Source organism: Streptomyces sp. NPDC054786 (genome assembly GCF_053611685.1).
Genome location: NZ_JBSHAW010000005.1, coordinates 31,043 through 54,557 on the forward strand (window position 1 = coordinate 31,043; position 23,515 = coordinate 54,557).

Here is a 23,515-nt window from a genome sequence, read left to right on the forward strand (position 1 = left end):
GAAGTTGAGAGCTTCCTGTGCCAGGCTGTCGTGCCCACTGGCCCGCACGGGGAGACTGTGCGCGAGCTGACCCCGCACGGTTGCTTTCCGGAGGAGCGCCTCTATGAGCCTCAATGTTGTCAATGGCCTGCCCGCACACGTCCTGATCGTGCACGTCGTCGTCGTGCTCGTTCCCCTGAGTGCACTGGCGGTCGTGGTCGGCGCGATCTGGCCGAGTGCCGCCCGGCGCATGGGGATGGTGCTGCCGCTACTGGCCCTGGTGACGCTGGTGAGCGTGCCTCTGGCCACGGACGCCGGGGAGTGGCTGGAGAAGCACGTCGACAGCAACGCCCTGGTACGCAGGCACACCGAACTCGGCGACGGGTTGCTTCCCTGGGCCGTGGGCCTGTTCGTGCTGGCGACAGTGGTCTGGTGGACGACCCGCAGGCCGGCCGCGGCGGAGGCCGCCTCCGGTGAACGGACCCGGTCCGCCGCGTCCCGGTCCGCGCTGGTCATCCGCATAGTGGCAGCAGTGCTGGCCGTAGGGGTGGCCGCGGGCGCCGTCGTGGACGTGTACCGGATCGGGGAGTCCGGGGCGAAGGCCGCCTGGCATGACGGCTTCTCCAAGACCGCCACGGGCGACCGGGGTGGCAACGACTGACACAATTGGCTCAGCCGCCGGTGCGGATGCGCAGGCGCCGGAAGCCGTGCTGACACGCTCCACTGCGATTCGGATACAGGCCCCCTCCGTCTGGCCCATTGGCGGACGGAGGGACCGATCTCGCGGGGTGGACTGACGCTGCTCCCCGGTGAGTTCAGCTCCTGGCCTGCCGGGGAATGGTCACCCGCTGCTGCCCGTCCCATTCGGTGCCGTGCCGGGGAGTTTCTTGATGAAGTCGGCGGGCACAGCGGGGGGCCCGGCTGCCTCGGCCGCGCCCTTTTCCCTGGCCAGGAAGGAGCCGAGTTCGCCGATGGTGCTCATGAGCGGGGCTGGGAAGACGACGGTGGAATTCTTGTCCACGCCGATCTCCACCAGGCTCTGAAGATTGCGCAGTTGAAGAGCCAGCGGGTGCTGCATCATCGTGTCCGAAGCGTCGCCGAGCGCAGCTGCGGCGAGCGACTCGCCCTGTGCGCTGACGACCTTGGCTCGCTTCGACCGGCATGTGACCGTACCGCTGCCCAACCAAGCCGAGCGCGCGGCGATCCTGGCCGTCCACGCCCGCGGCAAGACATTCGCTCCCGACGTCGTCTGGGACGTCATAGCGCGGGCCACCCCCGGCTTCTCCGGAGCCGACCTCGCGAACCTCGTCAATGAGGCAGCCATCAACGCGGTCCGTGCGGGCGGCGCCGTCATCTCCGCCCAGAACCTGGACACCGCCCGCGACCGGGTTCTGCTCGGACGACGCGAAACCTCCAACGCCCTGCTCCCCGAGGAACGCCACGCGGTCGCCGTTCACGAGTCCGGCCATGCTCTCGTCGCGGCCCTTTGCGAGCACGCCGATCCGGTCGCGAAGGTGACCATCCTGCCCTCCGGACCGACCTTGGGCGCCACCGAGCAGCTCCCCGAAGCGGAACGCCACCTCTACAGTGAGGGCTATCTGACGGACCTGCTGACCGTTCGCCTAGGGAGGCGGGCCGCCGAACTCGTCGCCTTCGGTGAAGGCTCGACCGGCGCCGCCGACGACCTGGCCGGCGCCACTCAGGTAGCCGGCCGCATGGTCCGCGATTTCGGCATGTCCTCTGACCTCGGCCCGGTCGGGTATGCCGTGGGCACCCCTCAGCGTCTCGGCGGCGAGACCCCCGAAGAGACCCTGCACCGGCCCTACTCCGAGCAGACCCAACGCATCATCGACCAGGAGGCCGCCCAACTGGTACAGGAGGCAGAGACACGCGCAGTGATCCTGCTGGGCGAACACCGCAAGGCGCTGGACGCCCTTGCGGCGCTGCTCGTCACCCACGAAACGGTCGCCGGTTCCGCCGTCCTGGAGGTGCTGCGACAGCACCAGCGAACCGATGATGGTGATGCCACCGTGGCGGACAACCCCACGGCGCCGTCGTGAAAGCATCGACCGGTACTCGGCGTGCCGCCGGCCATCAGAAGTCTTTTGGACCGCGACGACCACGGCCGCCAGGTCCGCGCGTCGGATGTGCAGTCACGGCTCCCTCGGGTCGCGTCCCTGACAGGCGTGGCTAGTCGTCGACGACCGGTACCGCCGTGATGTCGTGCTCCCCGAGGTGTGTGGTGATGTCCTGGAACCCCGTATCCCGTAGCACGCTCACAGCGGCCGTGGTCATGAGGTCTCCGACCATTCGATGCATGTCACCGCTTCCTCCTCAGGCGTTCGCACTGCGGTTCCTCTCTCCACTGTCCGCCCCTTGGAGGGTGCCTGCACTGTTCATGCGTCCTGAGCGGGCATGTGTCCGGACTGGCACTCCTTGCCGGCGCCGCCGATCGTGGGGTCGGCGCCGGCGGGTCACCCGCTGATTTCGGGCTCGGGCATCGTGTGCTTGATCAGACGTCGGCGCAGTGAATCAACGCCCCATCGATGCGGACGACTCCTGATTACTCCCATCGATCACCCCGCGACACCGCTCGGCTGCTCGTTCACGCCGGCCCCGGCCCGTCGTCCCCTGGATGAGTACGCCGCGACGGTGGGCTCGTACGAGGGTGTCCTCCGGACGGACCCTCCAGCAGGGCATCGACTGCCAGTCGTGCATAGCGTCACCCAAGAGCGCAGGACTCCCGTCCCTGCTCGTGCTGCCGGGAATTCCCGGGTCGCCCGGGCATTTGACACCTCGCAACGGAGTGACGATGGCGGAGCGACAGCCGACTGCTCGCAGGGCTGTGAGGCGATTGAGCCGCACCGCAGGGGCCTGCGCGCTGGCTGCGGGGTTTGCCGTCGCGAGCTATGCACCTCCCGCCGAGGCCAGTCCGCCAACGGGGCCTCGTTTATGCGCGACGGAGCAGGCTCCTCCAACCAGGAGCCAGGCCGCGCCGGAGCTGGTCACTTCGGGCAGCGGGGTGTGGAGCTTCGTCTCCGAGCCAGGACTTCATCCCATGCGGGTCACCGTCACCACCTCGTGAAGGAGGTGTCGTATGGCCGACGTGGCGGAACCACGCGCCGACCCGGGGCGCCGGCCCCACTTGGGAATGCAGGTCGGCGAACTCGACGGCAAGTGGTATGCGAAGTACTGGAACCCGGTGATGGCGCCGCTGCCGCAGCACGTCAGGGAGGCCCTCGCACTCGGTCCGCAGGCGCCTCCGCTGTGCCTGGAATTCGACGCTGCCGGGACGCTGAGCGACGTCGGCCACCACGACCTCGAGAACGGCTACAGCCTCTTCGACGACGGTTCCATGCACACCGCCACGCTGACCCGTATGCCAGGCGTGTCCCGGCCATGCTGGATTGGTGGTTCTGGTGGCACGCCACGGAGCTCAGCGGTACAAGCTGTGGAACCCGCGAGCCCATGTGTACGCCGCATGGTCAGGAGCCCCGACGGACCGAGATGCTCCGTACCACGAGAGATACATCGGGGGCACGTCGTTCGTCGACGAGTACGTCGGCAGCGCCCTCGGCGAGCTCGCCATCCGCTTCGTCCGGCCCAGCACGTTCGGATTCAGCGAGGACAGTCTCGATCCGGACGAGGCGACCGCGGTCTGCGGTGTGGTCGGACTGTCCCGAGTTCCACTCGATTGGGGCTACTTGATCCATCACGTGCGGCGGGTGAAGGACGGCAGCGAGATGCGCTCACGCTTCTGGATGGGCGGAAAGTACGTCGCCCCTCGCGAAGAAGCATCCCTGTCCGGGGAGCTCGAAGCGGCCGCGGAAGGCTTGAGAAAGCTCGGAGCGGAGCAAGCCCGTGCCATGGTCGTGCATTGTTCCCAGGAGATGAACCACCTCGCCGCGTTTCTCCCGGGAATCTTCGATGAGTTCACCCGCGATGAAGGACGCGACCAGCCGTAATGAGCCGTTCTGCAGCGGGCAGCGGGAGTCAATTTCACGGAAGATCCAAGAGGGAGAGGGCATGGCGCCTCGTATCGAGGGCAGGGTGTTGCGGCAAGGTGACTACCGCTACGAGAGCCTGCGTCGTGAGGCTTGCTGGCACGCCGGTGTACCGGACCGGTATCCCGAAGTGATCGTGCTGGCGAACCACGAGGACGACGTCGTCGGAGCGGTCGAGCTCGCCAGGCGGGAGAGCCTGCGGATCGCGGTGCGCTCCGGAGGCCACAGCTGGTCCGCCTCGCACCTGCGTGACGGCACGGTGCTGATCGACCTCTCGAACCTGCGGCACGTGACGGTCGACCCGGAGGCGATGACCGGCACCGCGCAGCCCGGCATCAAAGGATCAGAGTTCAGCGCCATGCTCGCGGATCAGAACCTGTTCTTCCCCACGGGGCACTGCTCGGGCGTCTCCCTCGGCGGGTACCTGCTGCAGGGCGGGTTCGCCTGGGCAGGGCGGGACTACGGGCCGGCCTGTATGTCGGTCACCGGCATCGACGCGGTCACTGCCGCCGGCGAGCGGGTCCACGCTGACGAGACGGAGAACCCGGACCTGTTCTGGGCGTCCCGCGGAGCCGGCCCCGGCTTCTTCGCCGTCGTCACCAGGTTCCACGTCACGCTCTATCCGCGCAGGCGCGTCACGATGAACAGCGGCTACTTCTGGCCGGCCTCCGCCGCGTACGACGTCTACGGCTTCGTGCACGAGACCGGCCGCCGGACGCCGACGGAGATCAATCTCCTGTGCAGCCGCGATCCGATGACCGGCGGTGAGCCGCTCATCGCCCTCAACGCGACGGCCTTCGCCGACACCGAGGAGGAGGCCAGGGAACAGCTGTCGGTCTACGAGTCCTGTCCGGCACGCGCGCACACGCTGACGACCCGGCTCAACGAGGTGACCGACACCGGAACCTTGAGCCGTTTCGGCACCGACCCGCACTACGACGAGACCAAGCGGTATCTGGCCGACAACATGTGGACCCACGCGCCGTTCGACGACCTGTGGCCCACCTTCCAGGAGATGCTGAAGACCTGGCCGCCGGCACCGTCGCACCTGGTGTTGTTCAACTGGGCAGGCCACGAGGGGCAGCCCCCACGCCCGTCGATGGCCTACTCCGTGGAGGACGAGCTGTATTACGCCCTCTATGCGGCCTGGACCGATCCGGCCGACGACAGCACATACACCCGGTGGGTGACCGACCACATGCGCGCGTGGGAGCCCTGCGCCAGTGGCATCCAGCTGGCCGACGAGAACCTGCTCCACCGCCCATATCGCTTCGTGACCGACGAGAACCTCCGCCGGCTCGACGACCTCCGTGTCACCTGGGATCCGGACGGGATGTTCGTGTCCTGGCTCGGCCGGCCTGCTGGACGTTCTAGCGGAGCGGAGGGCACGGCCCTTTGACGGGCACCTGTGCAGTTCAGGCGGCTACTGGTGGGGGGCGGGCGTTGCCCGGTCAGCTGCAGTCCGCTCTGCGCGTAGACGTTTTCCCTGCAGCGAGGGGGCACCCGGTTCGGCCCACGCCAGCAGGGCTTTGATGACCCTTCATGGGGCTCGTGGTCGAAGAAACTGGGTCTCGATCGTGCCGACGGCATCGGCGGAGGGCCGGGCCAGGCGGTCTGCAGAACGACCAGGGAACGCAGCGGCGGCCGCCACACCAAGTCGGTCTTTGAGGTCTGAAGCTGCTCATACAGGAAGGCATTCATAGCTTCGTCGACCGCCGCGTCGGCGGCGGGCGCCGAGACGGCGATTCCCCCATAGCCACCTCGCTCGGACGACGGACAGATGTAGTTCTGGACTAGCTTTCCCGACTTACGCCGGTAGCGGTGTCCCACCAGACCTCGATGGCATTTGCTGCACCGCATGATTCCGAAGAGAAAGTACTTGTTGACCGGCGCCGTGCCGGACTCGCCGAGCTTGATTCCGGCCTTCTGACGGCGACGTTGCCACTCGAACTGGACCTGGGACCAAAGCTTGGGGGTGACGATGGGTTCCCAGGAGCCGAGCAAGGGGCGTCCCTGGTCATCGAAGAGGACCAGGGACCAGCCGTCCCCGGCCGTAGCGGCTTGGACCCGATGTTTCCCCGCGTAGGAGACCATGCCCGCGTAGCGCGGGTTGCGGAGCATCTTGGCGACCATCGTGGACGACCATGTGCGGGCGGCCGGAGGCTTGATTCCTTCGGCGTTGAAGTTCCTGGCGATGCTGTATGCCGACTCCCCTGACATGAAGTCCTCGAAGATCCGGACGACGACGTCGGTCTCGTCCGGGACGAGCTGCCCCTTGTGCTCGCCCTTGCGGACCCAGCCGTACGCGATGCGGCCCTGGGCGATTCCGTTCTGGGCGGCGGAGAGATGCTGACGTGCGACGCGGCGGGCGGTGTCCTCGGAGGACTTGAGCGCCATCACGCACATCATGCGAGCCATGTGACCGTCGCTGTCGTTGATGAGGTTCATGCGGCCGCCGCTGGCGCCGGTGACCCGCCGCTTGACGTATTCGACGATGTCGATGAGGTCTTCGAGGTCTCGGGGCTGGCGGACGAGCCGGTCGAGGTCGTAGAAGATCACGCCGTCGATGACGCCGTTGGCAAGGTCGGCCAGGAGCTGACGGAACTCGGGACGCAGGACGATCCAGTCGATGGAGCCGTCGGGCTTGATGACCTTGCGCTTCTTGAAGGCTGAGGTGTCGTTCTCGCGGTAGATCTTGGTGAGCGGCCCCCAGCGCAGGCGTGCCCGGGTGTCTTCTGCGTCTTCGAGCTGACGGTCGACGCCGGCTTCGAGACCGAAGCGGTCGGAGGAGATGCGCAGGTAGGCGCCAGGGCGTTTGGGGGCGTATGCCGCAAGATGGTCGTGGAGGTTCAGGGTGACTTGGCCGCCGCGGGCATGGGGAGGGACCTCGAAGTCCTCCCAGACGGTGGGGGCTGCTGTTGGCACGGTGTCGGCTCCTGGTGCTCGGTGGCTCCGATACCAGGCACTTTCCGCCGAACTCAGGGGTTTGGTGGTGCCGTGGATCCGCTATAGGATCCGCGGCCGCCTCCTGGATACTGATCACCATGCGTACCGACTTTGATCCCGCTGCCATGTCCCGCAACGAGTTCTACAAGCTCCTGACCGCCACCGTGGTGCCGCGGCCGATCGCCTGGGTGTCCACCGTCTCGGCCGACGGCACGCACAACCTGGCCCCGCACTCCTTCTTTACGATCGCCAGCGTCGCGCCGCCCGTTGTGCAGTTCAGCTCCGTCGGACGCAAGGACACCTTGCGCAACATCGAGGCGACCGGGCAGTTCGTGGTCAACTTCGCGCCGGAGGGGCTGTTTGAGCAGATCAATGACACGGGCACCGACTTCCCGCACGGGGTGAGCGAGTTCGAGGCGGCCGGGATCGCTGTCGAGCCGAGTCTGCGGGTCAAGCCCTCGCGGGTGGCGGCCTCGCCGGTGGCGCTGGAGTGCGAGGTGCACAGCACGCTGGGCATCGGGGATTCGACCATCGTGTTCGGGCGCGTGGTGCATGCGGCCGTATCGCAGGACGTGCTGGTCGACGGGCATCCCGAGATCGCCAGGCTGAAGCCCCTGTCGCGGCTGGGGAAGGATGAATGGGGCACGGTCGGCGGCGTACGGGAGATCTCCCGTATCCGGCATGCGGACTGGCGGGGGCCGGCGGGCGATCGATAGGGAGGGGACGGGGAGCCGAGCCCGCCCGCAGGACCGGGGAGGCTCAGGAACCTGACATGCGTGAGCGGCGCGTCAGGATCCCTTCCCTTCCGCGCACGGTCGGTGTCCGTGCGATCACCCACCGGCTAGGGGCGTTGCCGAGGGGTGTCGGCAATGCCGGTGCCGGTGGTTCAGACCTGCGAATGCGGGCGGGCGGCGGAGCCGCGGATCTGCAGGCCGTCGAGGAGTTCCTGGGTCGCGGCCGCCACGGCGTCCACGGCCTGGTCGAACACCTCGCGGTTGTGGGCGGCCGGGGCGCGGAATCCGGAGACCTTGCGGACGTACTGCAAGGCCGCGGCCCGGATGTCCTCGTCGGAGACCTCGGGGGTGGTGGGCGGACGGAGGGTCTTGATGCTGCGGCACATGAGTCCAGTCTGCCTCGCGGTGTGGCCGATATCCGCCTATCCGTCGAGTCCGGTCACCCGCATGGTGATGTTGAGGCGACCGCCGGTCAGGCCGGACGCCGGGTCGCCGGTGCCCAGCCTGACCTTGGGGACTCCGTGGTACGCGAAACGCGACGGTCCGCCGAAGACGAAGAGATCACCGGAGGCCAGCTCGACGTCGGTGTACGGCTTGGTGCGCGTCTCGGTATTGCCGAACCGGAAGACACAGGTGTCGCCGATGCTGAGGGAGACCACCGGCGCGCCGGAGCGCTCTTCTTTGTCCTGGTGCATGCCGAGCTTCGCCTGGCCGTCGTAGAAGTTGATCAGTGCGGTATCCGGCGTGTAGTCGTCGCCCGCGGCGTCGTCCTGATAGGCCTCGACCAGCGCGCGACGGCCCAACTCGACCATCCAGTCGGGGAATTCGGCTACCCGAGCGCCGTTCACGTCATCGGCCGTGCGGGTGTATGCGTACGGCTGCCAGTGCCAGCCGATGCACACGGTCTGGACGGACATCACACCGCCGCGCGGAAGCTTGGTGTGCCGGATCGGGGCCGGGCCGCGCGCCCAGCCGCGACATGCGGTGACGAGCTCGCGTTGCTGGGCCATGGTCAGCCAGCCGGGGACGTGGACGGCACCGGGGGCGATTTCCCGGCGGCCGGCGTGGGCGTGGTGCCCGTCGGCCGTGGTGGGGTGGAGGAGCCCATGGGGGCGCGCGGCGCCCGGGGCGGTGCCGTCGGGTCCTTCGCCGGGCAGCTCGGCGGCGTCGCCGCTTCGTGCTCCTTGACGTCGACCGGGCCCACCGCGTCCGTCAGGCCCACCGCGTCCGTCAGGCCCGCCCGATCCGTCAGGACCGCCAGATCCGTCAGGCGCACCGGGTCCTATGGGACCCGCCGGATCGCCGAAGTCCTCGAAGCCGGGAAGTGGCGTGCTCATGTGCTCCTGCCTTGCCTCGTCGCTCGCTGTTTACAGCGTCCCACGGGGTGAGTCGTCGGCCGACGGGCCGGTTGCTTGCTGGGTGACCCAGCCGCCGTCGATGGTCCAGGTGCTGCCGTCCGCGGCCACACCGCGCATGCCCTGCAGCGTCTCCGGGCCCGCCAGGGCGGGTACGCGGGAGTCGCCGAGAGCCGCGAAGCCGTAGGTGCGTGCCGGGTCCCAGACGGTGCTGTGGCGCAGCCGGCGGCTCATCTGGGCCCAGCCGAGAGGTGCGGCGGCCACTACCCAGGCGTCGGGCTCCTCGGCCGTGAAGCGGTTGGCCGCACGGAGCCAGGACGCGGCGGACTCTGGCCAGTCGACGACAGCGAGTACCGGTAGCCGCCCGTGGGCACGCCATGCTTCGGCAAACGCTGCCGCTGCCGAGCGCGACGCGGCGTCCCGGCCGTGCCCGACGACCACCGTGGCGACACGATTCCGGGGCGCGGTCAACAGGTCCAGCAGGGCGGCGAGTTCGGCGTCGGTGTGCGGGGCGGGGGAGGGGAGGTCGCCGTACGCGGCCACCTCCGCGGGGGAAATGAGGGGAGAGGTCATGAGGAGAGAGGCCATGAGGGAAGGGGTGCCGGGCCGTGGCCGGGCTCAGAGGAGCGTGGGCTGGAGGGCGCCCTCGTGCGTGAGCAGCGCGGTTTTGCGTTCGACGCCCGCCGCGTAGCCGCGCATGGTGCCATCCGCGCCGATCACACGATGGCAAGGGCGCAGGATCAGCAGGGGATTCGCGCCGATCGCGGCCCCCAGGGCCCGGACGTCGGACCGCGGTACGCCGATGGCCTCGGCGAGCCGGCCGTAGGTGGTCGTGGTGCCATACGGGATGGCTTCCAGGGCCCGCCAGACGCGTTCCTGGAGTTCCGTACCGGTGGTGCGGAATTCCAGCTCGAAGCGGGAGAGCTCGCCGGCGAAATAGGCGCGGAGCCGGCGGACGGCCTCGGCGAAGGGACGGGGGTCGCGGCGCCAGTGCGGCTGCACGGTGGCGGCGCCCCGTTGCCCCGGCATGGAGAGGGCGGTCAGGGCGGTGCCGCCGGGCGCGGTGGACGATTCCTCGCCGACGAGCAGCAGCTCGCCCATGGGGCTGTCGAGGGTGGTGTAGCTGGTGGTGGCGGTGGTTGCCGCGGAGGAGATCATGGCGCTTCCTCGTTCGTGTTCACTGCTTTCATTCCTCGCTTTCATTCCTCGAGTCTGCAGGTTCGGCCGCGCCTCGGCTGGCGGAAATCGGACGTCACGATGGGGCGCTGCTGGTCCGTCGCAGTCGCCAGTCGCCAGTCGCCAGTCGCGAGCCGCCAGCGACGGCTCATCGATCACCCACCAACCACAGGTCACTCGCCGGCCACCGGCCACCGGCCACTCACCAGCCACCGATCACCACCGATCGCTCGTCACCACCCACCGCGCACGGACCACCGGCGTGTCGACCCGCCGCACCGGCAGTGGCCGACACGCCGGCCGTGCTCCATCGGGAGCTACCTCAGGTCGATCTGGAACACCTTGTCGGAGCCCGGCTCGCCCTCGCCGCTGTTGTCGGCGTTGGTGGTGGTCAGCCACAGGGACTTCGTGCCGGGTACGGACTCGACCGTACGCAGCCGCCCGTAGTCGTGGGTGTAATACGCCTTCGGGGTGCCCGTGTTGGTGCCGTCGACCGGGATGCGCCACAGGCGTTCGCCGCGCAGTGCGGCCATGTAGACCGCCCCGTCGGCGTAGGCGACCGCGCTGGGCGAGGCTTCCGCGACGGGCCACTGACGCTTGGGGTTGGTCATCCCGGAGGTCGAGCAACTGCCTTCGCACCGGGGCCAGCCGTAGTTCTTCCCCGGCTCGATGAGATTCAGCTCGTCGTCCTTGCTGTCACCCAACTCGCCCTCCCACAACCGGCCTTGGGCGTCCCAGGTGATGCCCTGGGGGTTGCGGTGGCCGTAGGAGTAGACCAGAGACTGGAAGGGGTTGCCGGGGGCCGGCTTTCCCTCGGGGGTCATCCGCAGGATCTTGCCGTTGAGGGAGGTCTTGTCCTGGGCGAGATCGGGGGTCCGGGCGTCGCCCGTGGTGGCGTAGAGGTAGCCGTCGGGCCCGAATTTGATGCGCCCGCCGTTGTGGTACGTGTTCTTCTTGATGCCGTCGACCAGCACCTTGTAGTCGCTGAGGGTGCTGCCATCGAAGGTCATGCGCGCGATCCGGTTACCTTCGGCGGCGGTGTGCATCACGTACACGTAGTGATCGGTCCCCCAGGACGGCGATACGGCGATGCTCAGCAGCCCGCCCTCGCCGCCCGTGGTGACGACGTTCGGGACCTCGCCGACCTGCCGCTTCGTGCCGTCCCGGGTGAGTGTGTAGACCTTGAACGCATCGCGCTCGGTGAGCAGGGCGGAGCCGTCCGGCAGCCAGCTCAGGCCCCAGGGGATGGACCAGCCCGACGAGACGGTCTTGGGGGAGCCGGGCTCGGAGGCAAGGGCGCGGCTTCCGGTCACGTGACCCGGACCGGCGGCATGACCCGGACCGGCGGCATGACCCGGACCGGCGGCGTGACCCGGACCGGCGGCACTGCCGGTGCCGGAGGCAGCGACGAGTAGTCCGGCGGCCAGGGCGGAGGTGACCGCCACGGTCCATGTGGTGGGGCGTGCGGCTCTGGTGCGCAGGTGCATGGAGTCCTCCAGCCAGGAAGAGGCGACGGGGCGTTCCCTCGGGGACGAGCATTCGGCGGCGCCGAACTGATAGGAAAGTTTCCTGCCGTTCGGCCCCGGAAGCTACTGCGCCTCGGGGTGAGGGTCAAGGCTGGAAGGCGGGAGGTATCTGCCCCGTCGGCAAGGGGAGTTGATGCTTGAGCGGCGTCCGGTGCCCTCGCCAGGCCGTGCCCTCGACACTCAGGGGTGGTAGTGCTCGACGATCTTCGTCGCGACGCCGTCCTCGACGGTGACCCGGACGTCGAGGGAGTTCATCTTGGCGGCCTTCTCCAGCTGTGCTGCGGTGCACGGGGAGGTGCCGTAGCCGCTGTCGTCCATGGTGACATTGCCGTTCGACGCGCACATCGCGGCGGCTCCCAGGGCCTTGGTCTGTGAGTCGACGAAGAACCCCTGCTCGGCTCCGGAGGCCGGGGCCACGGTCAGCTTTCCGGGTGCCAGGTACTTCAGGACGCCGTTCCAGGTGCCGCTCACGCCCTTGCCGTGGGGCGCCGAGCCGGCGTCGTCCGCCGAGCCGGAGCCCGCGCCGGCACCGCTCGTGCCGTTGGCGCCGCCCGTTCCGTTGCCGCCGCTCGCCGTGCTGTCGCGACCCGTCTTGCCCTCACTCGCCCCGGCGCCGTCACCGCCGCTCTTCCCGGCCTGAGACGGCTTCCGGCTCGGCGCCGACTCATCCTTGGACCCCGGTTCGGCCGCTACGTCGCCGAGGGCTGCGGCCTCGTCCGACAGATCCGAAGGATCGGGGCTCGACGAGACCTTGGTGCTCGCCTTCGTGTCGTCGTCGCTGCTGCCGCAGGCGGTCAACGAGAGCGCGGCAACGGCCACTAGCGAAGCGGCGACGATCCGACGCCCACGGCGTAAGGCGGAGCCGTCGGCGGTGGCGGACGCGGCGGTGCTGTTGGCGTCTGCGTCGACCTCGGAGGCCTTGTTCCAGGACATGAATCCCCTTTGTGTGCACACTGCCGCACAGCGTCTCGGCGGAATCGCGCCGTTGCTGCGTTGGCGTGGGCGTGCGCGTTGGTTTCGGCCACGGGCTTCGGACATGGCGTAGCTACCGCTTTCGGTAGCGGTGCATCACCAGCTTGGTCATGGCCGTTGCCGATCCACTAACGGACCACTAACGCAGCTTCCGTTTCCGTGTGCTCACCGGAAACGGACCCTCGGACCGGGGTCTTCCGCAGACGCTTTCCAGGCAGGAGGCAGGAGGCAGGAGGCAGGAGGCAGGAGGCAGGAGCCGACAGCCAGGAAGGGCGGGCGCGCGGGCCGTTGCGTTGACCGTGCGGGGGCCTACGCCGCCTCGACGACCTCCGAGCGCACCGCAAGCGTCCAGATCTCCAGCAGCACCGCATACTCCGCCATGTCCTGAGCCGACCACGCCATGCCGCGACGGGCGCGTACAAATCGCCGGATCGATTCATTCGCTTCGGAAGCAGGAACGGGCGTACCCGTAGGGGCAGAAGGAGTTGGGGACATATAAGCCATGCTAGGGGCAGACACTGACAACGCAGACCCACGCGCGGCGTCCCCGCGCCCGCAGCGGGTGCTCCTGCGGGTGTCCCTACGTCACCTCAACTTCTTGACCAGCAAAGACAGTCGGCCCTCCGCGCGGCCCCACCGTCCGCATGTGTCCATTCCCACACGCTCCGCGATCACCCGGGGTGACGGAGGCAGCCGGCACGCCAACTCCGGGCGGGCATCGCCGACAAGCCCACTCGCCCACAGCTCCCTCCTTCAGTGGAGGAAGAGGCAGAACGGGTGCCCCGCCGGATCAAGAAGCACCCGGACATCGTCCTGCGGCTGGAATTCGGGGCATGACGCACCCGCCGCGACGGCATACGCCTCGGCCTCCGCAAGGTCATCGACCCGAATGTCGAGGTGCAGCATCTTCTGCTGTTCCTCAGGACGTTCCGGCCAGACGGGGGCTTGATATCCCGGCTCGGACTGGAACGAGAGCCCCGTACCTCCGTCCGGGCACCTGAGCAGTACCCAGTCCGGTTCACTGGACTTCACCTCCCATCCGAGGAGCCGCTGATAGAACTCCGCAAGCGCATGGGCATCCGGGCAATCCAGAGCCACCGTCGCAAGCGAAAACCAAGGCTTCCCCATCGGCATTGCTCCCATCGCCCCCATCCACACACCGGCACCTGACCATACGGCTCGGCCCCCTGGTCGTGGCGTGCCCAGGCTGACGAGGAGGACCGCGCCGTGGCCACGCGAGCGTTACCCCAATCGGGTGAGGTGTGAAGCCGCCGTCGCGACCGGGTTCCGACGGCCGCATCCTCGTCGTCACCGCATGGGTAAACGAGCGCAGCCTCATCGTTCTCGAGTCGATCTCGGTCGAGGTGGCGCTCCACGAGCACCTCGCAGAGTTCCGCCGGACCCGCCGTTGTCAGTGGTGCCCCCTACCGTGGCTCTCGTAAATATCCGAGCTGCTGGCGCTTCTCGGACCCGCCCCGCTTCCGTGAACAGCGCACGGGAGCGGGGCCACCAATCCGGCCGGCCCGCGGAGCTATCCGGCCGGCCCGCGGAGCTAGGTGATGCGCGCCGCGATGGGGGCGACCTTGATCCCAGCCTGGTCGGTCCTCGGCGGGGAAACGGACGTTTTCGCGTCCTCCTCAGGCGCGCCGGGCGGGTGTGGGTGACGATGGAATGGCCGAGGTGCAGCGGCGCCCGTGCAGCGGCGGTGGGGGACGCCCGGAGCACCTGCCGAGTCGTGCCGGGAGGCCCCGATGGATTATCCGGAATGCTATGAGCTGGTATTTCAAGCCCCTGCCGTCGAGGACGACGTGGTGATCGTCCGTCGTACCGACCGGGCTGGAGCGGGCGGCTATCCGGTCTATGAGGACGAATCCGGAATCGTCCGCGCGGAGATCAGCGACCGGGGTGAAGTCCGCATGCTGGCCAGCGGGGGACATCAGATGCTCCGGACGCCGCTGCTGGCGCGACCCCTGACCCCGTGAGGTCTCGCAGGAGCCTGTCCGGCGGACGGGAACGCGCACTCATAATCACGCTGTGTTGCGACATCTTTACCCTGGGCGAGTTTCCGGGCGCTGAGTCCGCGTGGCGCACCTCGGAGCGATAGCTCTCTCGGCAGTCAGCTGCATGCCGTGTGCGTCGCTCCCCCATGCCGTGCGCACAAGGGCGCGTCGCCCTCCGATCGGCACACGCACGCCAGGCGCGTGGCCCCCCGATCGGCATACGCACGCCAGGCGCGTCAGCCTGATCCGCACACGGAGCCAGGAGCTTCGACTGATCCGCGCTCCGGCTCAGAGGCCCCGCAGATGGTTTCGTTTTTGCGGCGTCCGTCGGCCGTCGGGCATTGTCACGTTCCCGCTGCCCCAGGTGTTCCTGCGGTCCTCGGTGCCTTCGCTGTCCGTGCCGGCCTCGCTGACCTCACCGTTCTCGGCGGGGTCGGGCTTGGCGTCGGGTTCGGATGGCGATGCGGAGGAAGCCGTCTGGCCTTCCAGCACGGCCATGGCGCGTTCGAGCGTCTCACCGGTGACCTGCATCCGGATCCTGGCCAGTCGTTCTAACTCGCTACGCGACACCACGTCAGCGTACCTGCCGTGAGTTCAAACCTCGGCACGACCCAAGAATCCGTGACGATAGGGGAGTTGGCGGACGCATCACCCTCAACCCGGCGGGCTGTCGGACTCCCACACGTACGACCTGGTTCGCGAGCCCGGTGTCGGCAGTTGATCAGCATTCCGTCCCACACGTCCCTCCCTCCCTGGGGGCGCGTTGGGCGGTGGAGCAGTGCGGTGGAGAAATGCGTGGCAGCGGTTCACGACCTGCTGCTTGGATGCGCGGTGTGACTTCCTTGGAGCTGGCTGACCGTCGTGAACTGCTGGAACGGCTGGAGCATTACTACGATGCCGTCCCCCGATCCGGTGCCCGGGCCGAGGACTTCGGGGCGCTGACGTTGTTCGTCCGGGAGGGGCAGGGATGGCCCTTCTATGCCCGCCCGGCCCTGGGGCGGCGCGGAGAGGTGAGTGCTGCCGAGGTGAACCGGGTGCGCGCCCGGCAGCGGGAACTGGGCATTCCGGAGAGTTTTGAGTGGGTGGCCGAGACTGCGCCCACGCTGAAGGCCGCGGTCGAACAGGCGGGGCTTTCGGTGCGCGCACATCCCTTGATGGTGCTGGGCCCGGACGTCCCGACCCCCGATGAGTCCAAGGTGCCCGACGGTGTGGCGCTGCGGACCGTCGGGCCGGACGATCCTGTGCTGCCCAGCGCACTGGCCGTCCCACATCTGGCCTTCGCCGATCCCGGGACCGGTGTCGGTGTGGCCGGAGTGCGGGAACTGGCCGAGGCGGTCCGGGGCAGCGCCGGAGACGGGACGGTGGAACGCTCGGCCGCACGCATCCGGGCCGGTCTGACGTGTGTCGCCGCCGCGGTGGCGGACGGCAGGGCGCTGTGTGCCGGTCAGCACCAGCCGGTCGGGAAGGTCAGCGAGACCGTCGGCGTCGGAACTCTGCCGACCGCACGCCGCCGTGGTCTGGGGCTCGCGGTCACCGCGGCGCTGGTGTCCGACGCACGCTCGCGAGGCGTCGAGACCCTCTTCCTGTCCGCGGGCGACGATGACGTCGCGCGGATCTACGCCCGGCTCGGCTTCCGCTTCGTGGCCACCGCACTCATCGCCGAGCCCGCCGAGTAGGGCTCGCGGAGGTCCGTCACCCGTGATGCGCCACGGCCGTACGGGCTACGGGACGTCGGCGAGAGCGCGGGTGACGGCCGCTTCGGCATGCAGCCGGGTGGTCGGAAAGAGCGGAACCGGGCTGTGCTCCGGTTCGATGAGCAGCTCGATCTCGGTGCAGCCCAGGACGATGCCCTCCGCTCCGGCAGTGACGAGGTCGCCGATGACGGCCTGGAACGCCTTCCGGGATTCCTCGCGGACGATGCCGAGGCACAGCTCCTCGTAGATCACGCGATGGACGGCGCTTCTCCCGGCGGCGTCCGGGACGAGCACATCCAGCGCATGGCTTTCGAGTCGGCCGCGGTAGAAGTCCTGCTCCATGGTGAAGGCGGTGCCCAGCAGTCCGACGCGGTGCAGGCCGCTGGTACGTACGGCGTCCGCCGTGGTGTCGGCGAGATGCAGCAGCGGGACGGTGACGGCAGCGGACACTTGGTCGGCGACCTTGTGCATGGTGTTGGTGCAGAGCAGGAGCATGTCCGCGCCGGCCGACTCCAGTGCTCCGGCGGCCTCGGCGAGCACCTCGCCGGCCTGCTCCCAGCGACCTTCAACCTGCAGTCGTTCGATCTCCGCGAAGTCCACGGAGTAGAGCACACACTTCGAGGAGTGCAGGCCGCCCAGACGCTCGCGCGTCAGCTGATTCAGCAGCCGGTAGTACTCCGCCGTGGACTCCCAGCTCATGCCTCCGAGCAACCCGATGGTCTTCATCGGGCCACCCTCGCACAGGATGCGGGCCGTTACGTCACCTCACCGGGGCGCGGTTACGTCTCCTCAACTCCCTGCGGCTGTCATGCCCTCGTCCCGAGCCCCGCGCGGGGTGGGCGCTGACAACGGCTCGATCCGCATGGGGGATGCCGTGCGGGCGCCGGCCGGGGCGAGCACCGATGGGGCCGATGGGATCGATGCATTGGTATGGACATGTTCAATGCGCTGCCCATAACCTGGCGTTGGTCTAGACCGCAGCTCTGGCGGTCGTAGCCGCAGTCCTGGTTGCAGCTGCAGTTGAAGCTGCCGTGCGTTGCCGTCCTACTCGTCCTTGTCCGTGAACGTGTCGCTTGACGATCCGTGTCCCCACGCCCGTACTGCGAGGGCGGTTGCGGCATCTCCGACCACACGTCGTCAACTGGCGGAGTTCGTAAGGCGATTCGTCAACTCGGCCATCCCCCCACACGCAGTGGCCCCTCCTGCCCGGAGTGCGGCCGCGCGAAGGAGTCACCGCAATGAGATCACGTATTGCCGCGTTGCTGAGCGCCGCCGCCGTAGCCGCGAGCGTCGCGCTCGTCGTACCGACTGTGCCTGCGGCCGCCACGGTGGGCTGCTCCGACTGTGCTGCGGCTCCGGCCAGGGCTGATGCCCAGGCGGAGGGGTTCGTCGTCAGCGAGGCGCAGTTCAACCAGATGTTCCCGAACCGGAATTCGTTCTACACCTACAGTGGCCTGACCGCGGCCCTCAGCGCTTATCCGGAGTTCGCGAACACCGGGAGCGACACCGTGAAGCGCCAGGAGGCCGCGGCCTTCCTCGCGAACGTCAGTCACGAGACCGGTGGCCTCGTGTACGTGGTGGAGCAGAACACCGCGAACTACCCCCACTACTGTGACGCCAGCCAGCCGTACGGGTGCCCGGCGGGTCAGGCCGCCTACTACGGCCGTGGTCCGATTCAGCTCAGCTGGAACTTCAACTACAAGGCCGCGGGCGATGCGCTCGGCATCGACCTGCTGCACAATCCCTATCTGGTGGAACAGGACGCCGCCGTCGCCTGGAAGACCGCCCTTTGGTACTGGAACACGCAGACCGGGCCGGGCACGATGACCCCGCACCAGGCCATGGTCAGCGGCGCCGGGTTCGGTGAGACCATCCGCAGCATCAACGGCTCCCTCGAATGCAACGGCGGCAACCCCGGCCAGGTACAGAGCCGGATCAACAGCTACCAGAGCTTCGTACAGATCCTGGGGACCACGCCTGGCGGCAACTTGAGCTGCTGACGAGTGGTGCGGTCGGCAAATCAGTGGTCGGCAAATCAGTGGTCGGCATATCGGTGGTCGGCAATCCGACGGGCGGCATACGTATGGCGGCCGGTCGTGAGCGGCGGCCGCCTTGCCGGCCGGCCGTTCCAGCGCACCGGACGGTGTTCCGTTCCCCGGCCCGGCATTCCGGTGCGCTGGACGAGCCGACCAGTCCGACGAGCCCGACGAGCCGACCAGTCCGACGAGCCCGGTGTCCATGGCTCCATGGCCAGGTCGGGGCGCTGTCCGCCGTCCCCGAGCTGGTTGTGCCGCGCACAGGTCGTCAGCAGCGAGCGTGGGCGGTGATGTCCGCGCTGAATTCGTCGATCATTGCGGGGGTGACGGTCGGCCGGCACTGGGCGATGGCGGCGAGATAGTCCTCGGTGGTCGCCCCGAGCCGGCCGTGCGCCCCCGCACCGACGCCGATCGCCTCCAGGTCCCGCTCGAAAGACGTCTGGGCGGCCACCCGGGCGGTGTGCTCGATGTCGGCCGGGGTGAACAGCTCGCTGGCCGCCACCAGCGCCGCGACATCCACCTCGGCCCGGCCGTCCGTGTACCGGGACCAGATCGCCGACCGGGCCGCCGTGTCCGGCGTCCCGATCGGGATCAGGTAGTCGAACCGACCGGGGCGCAGAAACGCCGGGTCGAGCGAGCGGACGGAGTTGGTCGCGCACACCAGCAGCCGTTCGTCCCGTTCCCGGAAACCCGGTATGAGCTTGAGCAGCTCATTGGTCACACCGTGCAGCCCGCCCGGCTGCGCGGGCTCGCCGCGGACCGGCGCAATCTCCTCGACCTCGTCGATGAAGACGAGGACCCGCTCCAGCTCCGCGATCCGGGCGAACGCGCTGCGCAGGGCCGCCGCCAGATTGCCCTCGTCGGCCAGGCGGGACGGAAGCAGCTCGACGAACGGCCAGCCGAGCCTGGCGGCGATACCCCGGGCGAAGGTGGTCTTCCCGGTTCCCGGCGGACCGAACAGCGCGATCGCCCGCGGTGGCCGGACGCCGTGCCGGGCGGCTCGCTCCGGCTCCGCCAGCGGGAGCACGACACGCCGTTCGATGAGGTCCTTCTCCGCTTCCATGCCGGCCACCTTGGCCCACAGGTCGGTGGGCAGGAACCGTCCGCCGAGGTCTTCCAGGAGGCTGGCCGCGGGCCCGTGGTGCGGCTCGACCTTCTCGAAGTAGGCGACGGCGGGCTGCCGCGTATAGCCCGCGTTGAGCAGTCCCTCCCCGAGCAGATCTTCTTCGGGGAGCACATAGGCGATACGGCTCACCCGGGCCGCGATCAGCCGCCGCTCCAGCTCCACCAGCAGCGCACTCGCCAGCCCCCGGCCACGCCAGGCCGAGGAGATCGCGATCCGCATCACCCAGCCCCGCTCACCCGCCACACACGCGAGCGCCGTGCCGATGGGCGCACCCTGGTGGACGGCCACCACGGCGGGCTGCCGAGAGGTCAGCGCACTGATGCACTCGGCGAGCGAGAAGACGGACTCCTGTCCGAGCTCGGCCGTGGAGTCGATCAGGTGGACCACTTCGGCGAGATCGTTCTCGCGGTAGTCGTGGATGAGCCAGTTCACCGGTACCGCCCCTCATTGGTGATGTTGGTGATGTTGGTGATGTGGTGGCAGTGAGGCTAGGGGCGGCGACGGAGCGGGTCCCGCTCCATCGTGAACAATCCGGGGCGTGGATCGCTACGGTCCGTCTGTAGCCAGATCCGCCGTGGCCACGACAGGGGCCCCTCTGACCGGCAGGAATCGGCTGGCTGGCCAGGCCCGGCCGATGGCATGCTGTCCGGCGTGAACGGACCTGAGATCCATGTCAGCTTCGCCCCTGAGCTGCACCTTTTCGTCGCCTCGGAGCACACCACGACCACCCCTGCGTCTGTGGTGACCGATGGGTCATCGACGCTCGGCCATGTCGTCGAGTCGCTCGGTGTCCCGCTCACGGAGGTCGGGCGGCTCGTCGTGGACGGCGTCGAGGTTGCCGTCTCCCATGTCCCTGGGGCGGGCGAGAACATCGAGGTACAGGCCGTCGAGCGCCCGCAGCGGATCGCCGGCGCGCCCCTGAGGTTCCTGCTGGATGTGCACCTCGGCACCCTGGCCCGCAGGTTGCGGCTGCTCGGCGTCGACGCGGCGTACACGAACGAGGACCCCGGTGACGCGGCGCTGGCCGCGCTCTCGGCGAAGGAGCGACGGGTACTGCTCTCCCGGGATCGGGGACTGCTGCGACGCCGGGAGATCTGGGCGGGCGCATTCGTCTACAGCGACCGGCCCGACGACCAACTCCGCGACATACTGGGCCGCTTCGCCCCCACCCTCGCCCCGTGGACGCGCTGCACCGCCTGCAACGGACGGCTGGCGGACGCGGACAAGAACTCGGTCCGGGAGCAGCTTGAGCACGGCACTCAACGTACGTATGACGTCTTCGCGCAGTGCACTGCCTGCGGGCGCGTCTACTGGCGAGGGGCACACCATGCGCGGCTGGAGGCAATCGTCGAAAAGGCGCTCCGGGACAGCACGACCTGAGGTGAGGGCGGACCGACACTCGATATTTCATGGGGACGTGAGACCGCCTCTCGGCTCCACCCGTCGGCCGTACGAATTCCTCAGTTCGGGTGAGGGCGCCCTTGGGGCTCCCGTGGCGCACCCGTGACAACCCGCGGAGCGCCCGTGGAGGACGGTCCGCGTGCGTGTCCATTAATTGCCGGGTGATCACGGCACCGGACGCACGGCGAAGTTCGTGCGGATCGGCTTCGGACGGTGCCTCAACTGGCTCTGACAGCAGGCTATTTCGGACTTTGGGGATCGGGACCGGGGCGAGCCGAGGTGTTCCGGACCATGGGCCCCCCGACCGCGACCGGGCCGTCTCGCCGGTGCCGCCATAGTGGACCACGGTTCCGAATCGGGTTCCGCTGCGCGGCGGGCAGCGGAACGAACCATCCCTGTCGGGGAGTTCGTCCCTTGCCTGCTCTTCGCGCAGTACGGGGTGACCGCATCCCGCCAGGGCTGCGGTCACAGGCACACGGCTCGTCGGCCACGTCCGTATCGACCGCGTTGAGTTCACCCACGCAACCCATCGCCGAACGCCCTCGTGTCGTCGCAGTCGTCGCAGTCACCGTTCGCCGCAGTCGCCGTCACCCCGGTCATCACAGCCATCGGGGCCGTCGGCGTGTCGCGGAGAATCCCGCTCGGCGGGCTCGTTCAGGGCTGAATTGCGGTGCCGTGGAGGGGCGCCGAAGTGCCTCTAGCCCACTCGTTGCGCGACACGCCGACGACGCGCGCCATCCAACGGGTGAATCCGCCGCCTCCGGCCACCCGAAGAGCCCATGACGTCCCTCGAATGCGACGTTCTCCGGTGGTGCGAGGTCGCAATCAGGCTGACGGTGATCACGTCGCCACTGCGATCCGATGAGCCGGCAAAGAGTCAGCCTTCGCAGTCGCGTCGAAAGGAACTTGTCCCCATGCGCACTGCTCGCACCCTGTTCGCCTCAGCCGCCATTACGGCGGTGCTTGCAATCTCCGCTCCCGCTGCGAACGCCATGATCACGGCGGACATTGCCTCGGACAGCGCTTCTTCCGCCACCAACAACGACCACGACAGGAACGGCGACCGCGACCACGGTCGGGGCAACGACAACTGCCGCGACCACGGCCGCGGCGGCTACGGCGACCGTGACCACGGCCGTGGCAACGGACGTGACAACGGTCGCGGCAACGGACGTGACAACGGACGTGACAACGGCCGTGACAACGGTCGCGGCAACGGCCGTGACAACGGAGGTGACCACGGCCGCGGTGGCTACGGCGACCGTGACCACGGCGGTGACCACGGCGGCGCCCACTGCCGCGACGACCGGATGCCGAGCGGCGGTATGCACACCGGCGGCGGCGCCATGGCCAAGACCGTGATCGGTGACTGGGACCAGGGCAGCGGCTACGGCGACGACCACGACAAGCACGGGCGTGGCGACCGCGACCACGGCCGCGGCGACCGTGACCACGGCGGCGGCGACCGCGACCACGGCCGCGGCGGGTACGGCGACCGTGACCGCGACCACGGCCGGGGTGGCTACGGCGACGGTGACCACGACAAGGGTGGCTACGGCGGCTACGGCCGCGGCGACCGCAAGCCTCACGGTGGCATCCACACCGGTGGTGGCGGCATGGCGACCGGCAGCGGTCTGGCCGCCGGCTCCGTGCTGATGCTCGGTGGTCTCGGTGCTGGTGCGTACATGCTGCGTCGTCGCAACACCTCGGGCGCTGCGGCGGCCTGACCCGGCTGCCCCACACGGGGGCCGCTGCGCTGTCGCGGCCACCGTTCCTCGTGGACGGTGGCCGCGGCGATTGCATCACCGCTGCCCCTCACGCCTCGTCGTCCCCCGGTTCATGAAAGGCACCCTCAATGACCGCCCAGCAGTCGCCCCAGCCGAATTCGAACCCGTCCCGGACCACCCCCGCGTCTCGCCCCGTCGGCCGCGGTCTGCTGTGGTCTGCGGGAGCGTTCCTGCTGGGCTCCCTCCTCGTCTACAACTCGGTGGACACCTCGGCGGACCCCAAGCCGCCCTCCCACCACACCGTGGCTTCCTCCGCCACACCGCGGCCCTCCGCCGCCGCGGCAGTGCCTGATCTGGCCCTGCCCCGTTCCGCCCCGAAGCGCGTGTCGATCCCCACGATCGCCGTGGACGCGCCCTTCACCCCGCTGACCATCGGCCCGACCGGACAGCTCAACGCGCCGCCCGCGGGGGACAAGAACCTCGTCGGTTGGTACCAGGACGGCGCGACGCCGGGCGAGCGCGGCTCGGCGATCATCGCCGGTCATGTGGACACCAAGACCGGACCGGCGGTGTTCCTGCAACTTGAAGCGCTCAAGCCCGGTGCCCTGATCAACATCACCCGTGAGGACGGCATGGTCGCGACCTTCAAGGTCGACTCCATCGAGACCTACAGCAAGGCGAAGTTCCCCAGCGACCAGGTCTACGCCGATGCTCCCACCGCGCAGCTCCGGGTGATCACCTGCGGTGGTGCTTACGACAGGAAGGTCAAGGACTACGTCGACAACATCGTGGTGTACGCCCACCTCGCCTCGTACCGACACGTCTGAGCCTTTCCGACA

At 68.8% G+C, this 23,515-nt stretch carries 23 protein-coding genes and 1 pseudogene; 11 read left to right on the forward strand and 13 right to left on the reverse strand.

Annotated features, from left to right (window positions below; all coding sequences use genetic code 11):
• The first annotated feature begins 103 nt into the window (after positions 1-103).
• On the forward strand, positions 104-640 hold the full coding sequence (locus tag ACWGI6_RS05910) for a DUF2231 domain-containing protein (RefSeq protein WP_453266340.1): 537 nt from the start codon (positions 104-106) through the stop codon (positions 638-640).
• A gap of 180 nt (positions 641-820) precedes the next feature.
• Here ACWGI6_RS05910 and ACWGI6_RS05915 read toward each other — a convergent pair whose 3' ends face one another.
• Complete coding sequence (locus ACWGI6_RS05915; RefSeq protein WP_453266341.1) at positions 821-1,060, reverse strand: hypothetical protein; 240 nt, start codon at positions 1,058-1,060, stop codon at positions 821-823.
• Between the two features lie 61 nt (positions 1,061-1,121).
• On the opposite strand from ACWGI6_RS05915, the gene ACWGI6_RS05920 reads away from it, so the two are divergent.
• Positions 1,122-2,039 (forward strand): hypothetical protein, encoded by a 918-nt coding sequence (locus ACWGI6_RS05920; protein WP_453266342.1) that lies wholly within the window; start codon positions 1,122-1,124, stop codon positions 2,037-2,039.
• A gap of 130 nt (positions 2,040-2,169) precedes the next feature.
• Here the strand turns inward: ACWGI6_RS05920 and ACWGI6_RS05925 are convergent, their stop codons facing one another.
• The gene (locus ACWGI6_RS05925; protein ID WP_453266343.1) at positions 2,170-2,298 is read right to left on the reverse strand and encodes a CBS domain-containing protein; all 129 of its coding nucleotides are present in this window, start codon (positions 2,296-2,298) and stop codon (positions 2,170-2,172) included.
• A gap of 1,100 nt (positions 2,299-3,398) precedes the next feature.
• Here ACWGI6_RS05925 and ACWGI6_RS05930 point away from each other — a divergent pair.
• On the forward strand, positions 3,399-3,944 hold the full coding sequence (locus tag ACWGI6_RS05930; protein WP_453266344.1) for a DAPG hydrolase family protein: 546 nt from the start codon (positions 3,399-3,401) through the stop codon (positions 3,942-3,944).
• Between the two features lie 61 nt (positions 3,945-4,005).
• On the forward strand, positions 4,006-5,382 hold the full coding sequence (locus ACWGI6_RS05935; protein ID WP_453266345.1) for an FAD-binding oxidoreductase: 1,377 nt from the start codon (positions 4,006-4,008) through the stop codon (positions 5,380-5,382).
• Positions 5,383-5,939: 557 nt separating this feature from the next.
• Here the strand turns inward: ACWGI6_RS05935 and ACWGI6_RS05940 are convergent.
• Positions 5,940-6,908 (reverse strand): annotated as a pseudogene (locus ACWGI6_RS05940) (recombinase family protein); the annotation flags it as partial.
• 119 nt (positions 6,909-7,027) lie between these two features.
• On the opposite strand from ACWGI6_RS05940, the gene ACWGI6_RS05945 reads away from it, so the two are divergent.
• Positions 7,028-7,645, forward strand: a complete 618-nt coding sequence (locus ACWGI6_RS05945) for a flavin reductase family protein (protein ID WP_453266346.1) — start codon at positions 7,028-7,030, stop codon at positions 7,643-7,645.
• 170 nt (positions 7,646-7,815) lie between these two features.
• Here ACWGI6_RS05945 and ACWGI6_RS05950 read toward each other — a convergent pair whose 3' ends face one another.
• The 7 genes from ACWGI6_RS05950 to ACWGI6_RS05980 all read right to left on the reverse strand — a co-directional run bounded on the left by ACWGI6_RS05950 (position 7,816) and on the right by ACWGI6_RS05980 (position 13,826).
• Entirely contained in the window at positions 7,816-8,049 is a 234-nt protein-coding gene (locus ACWGI6_RS05950) for a DUF2277 domain-containing protein (RefSeq protein WP_393905054.1), read from the reverse strand.
• Between the two features lie 36 nt (positions 8,050-8,085).
• Entirely contained in the window at positions 8,086-8,673 is a 588-nt protein-coding gene (locus ACWGI6_RS05955; RefSeq protein ID WP_453266347.1) for an alpha-ketoglutarate-dependent dioxygenase AlkB family protein, read from the reverse strand.
• Between the two features lie 357 nt (positions 8,674-9,030).
• A complete protein-coding gene (locus tag ACWGI6_RS05960; protein WP_453266348.1) occupies positions 9,031-9,591 on the reverse strand; it encodes a hypothetical protein in 561 nt (186 codons plus the stop codon).
• Between the two features lie 45 nt (positions 9,592-9,636).
• Positions 9,637-10,176: a methylated-DNA--[protein]-cysteine S-methyltransferase gene (locus ACWGI6_RS05965; RefSeq protein ID WP_453266349.1), complete on the reverse strand. Its 540-nt coding sequence runs from the start codon at positions 10,174-10,176 to the stop codon at positions 9,637-9,639.
• Positions 10,177-10,511: 335 nt separating this feature from the next.
• Complete coding sequence (locus tag ACWGI6_RS05970; protein ID WP_453266350.1) at positions 10,512-11,681, reverse strand: PQQ-dependent sugar dehydrogenase; 1,170 nt, start codon at positions 11,679-11,681, stop codon at positions 10,512-10,514.
• Positions 11,682-11,900: 219 nt separating this feature from the next.
• Entirely contained in the window at positions 11,901-12,653 is a 753-nt protein-coding gene (locus tag ACWGI6_RS05975) for a hypothetical protein (protein ID WP_453266351.1), read from the reverse strand.
• A gap of 792 nt (positions 12,654-13,445) precedes the next feature.
• Entirely contained in the window at positions 13,446-13,826 is a 381-nt protein-coding gene (locus ACWGI6_RS05980; protein ID WP_453266503.1) for a VOC family protein, read from the reverse strand.
• 617 nt (positions 13,827-14,443) lie between these two features.
• On the opposite strand from ACWGI6_RS05980, the gene ACWGI6_RS05985 reads away from it, so the two are divergent.
• Positions 14,444-14,674, forward strand: a complete 231-nt coding sequence (locus ACWGI6_RS05985; protein WP_453266352.1) for a DUF6296 family protein — start codon at positions 14,444-14,446, stop codon at positions 14,672-14,674.
• Between the two features lie 306 nt (positions 14,675-14,980).
• On the opposite strand, the gene ACWGI6_RS05990 is transcribed toward ACWGI6_RS05985, so the two are convergent.
• Positions 14,981-15,262, reverse strand: a complete 282-nt coding sequence (locus tag ACWGI6_RS05990) for a hypothetical protein (protein ID WP_453266353.1) — start codon at positions 15,260-15,262, stop codon at positions 14,981-14,983.
• A 254-nt stretch (positions 15,263-15,516) separates the two neighbouring features.
• On the opposite strand from ACWGI6_RS05990, the gene ACWGI6_RS05995 reads away from it, so the two are divergent.
• A complete protein-coding gene (locus ACWGI6_RS05995) occupies positions 15,517-16,368 on the forward strand; it encodes a GNAT family N-acetyltransferase (protein ID WP_453266354.1) in 852 nt (283 codons plus the stop codon).
• A 45-nt stretch (positions 16,369-16,413) separates the two neighbouring features.
• Here ACWGI6_RS05995 and ACWGI6_RS06000 read toward each other — a convergent pair whose 3' ends face one another.
• Complete coding sequence (locus ACWGI6_RS06000) at positions 16,414-17,112, reverse strand: aspartate/glutamate racemase family protein (RefSeq protein WP_453266355.1); 699 nt, start codon at positions 17,110-17,112, stop codon at positions 16,414-16,416.
• A gap of 512 nt (positions 17,113-17,624) precedes the next feature.
• Here ACWGI6_RS06000 and ACWGI6_RS06005 point away from each other — a divergent pair.
• The gene (locus tag ACWGI6_RS06005; protein WP_453266356.1) at positions 17,625-18,386 is read left to right on the forward strand and encodes a chitinase; all 762 of its coding nucleotides are present in this window, start codon (positions 17,625-17,627) and stop codon (positions 18,384-18,386) included.
• Between the two features lie 304 nt (positions 18,387-18,690).
• On the opposite strand, the gene ACWGI6_RS06010 is transcribed toward ACWGI6_RS06005, so the two are convergent.
• Entirely contained in the window at positions 18,691-19,980 is a 1,290-nt protein-coding gene (locus ACWGI6_RS06010; RefSeq protein ID WP_393905067.1) for an ATP-binding protein, read from the reverse strand.
• Between the two features lie 219 nt (positions 19,981-20,199).
• On the opposite strand from ACWGI6_RS06010, the gene ACWGI6_RS06015 reads away from it, so the two are divergent.
• The 3 genes from ACWGI6_RS06015 (at position 20,200) to ACWGI6_RS06025 (ending at position 23,503) form a co-directional block, all read left to right on the forward strand.
• Positions 20,200-20,928 (forward strand): Mut7-C RNAse domain-containing protein, encoded by a 729-nt coding sequence (locus tag ACWGI6_RS06015; RefSeq protein WP_453266357.1) that lies wholly within the window; start codon positions 20,200-20,202, stop codon positions 20,926-20,928.
• 935 nt (positions 20,929-21,863) lie between these two features.
• Positions 21,864-22,676, forward strand: a complete 813-nt coding sequence (locus ACWGI6_RS06020; RefSeq protein WP_453266358.1) for a hypothetical protein — start codon at positions 21,864-21,866, stop codon at positions 22,674-22,676.
• A 128-nt stretch (positions 22,677-22,804) separates the two neighbouring features.
• Entirely contained in the window at positions 22,805-23,503 is a 699-nt protein-coding gene (locus ACWGI6_RS06025) for a class F sortase (protein ID WP_453266359.1), read from the forward strand.
• The last annotated feature ends 12 nt before the right edge of the window (positions 23,504-23,515 follow it).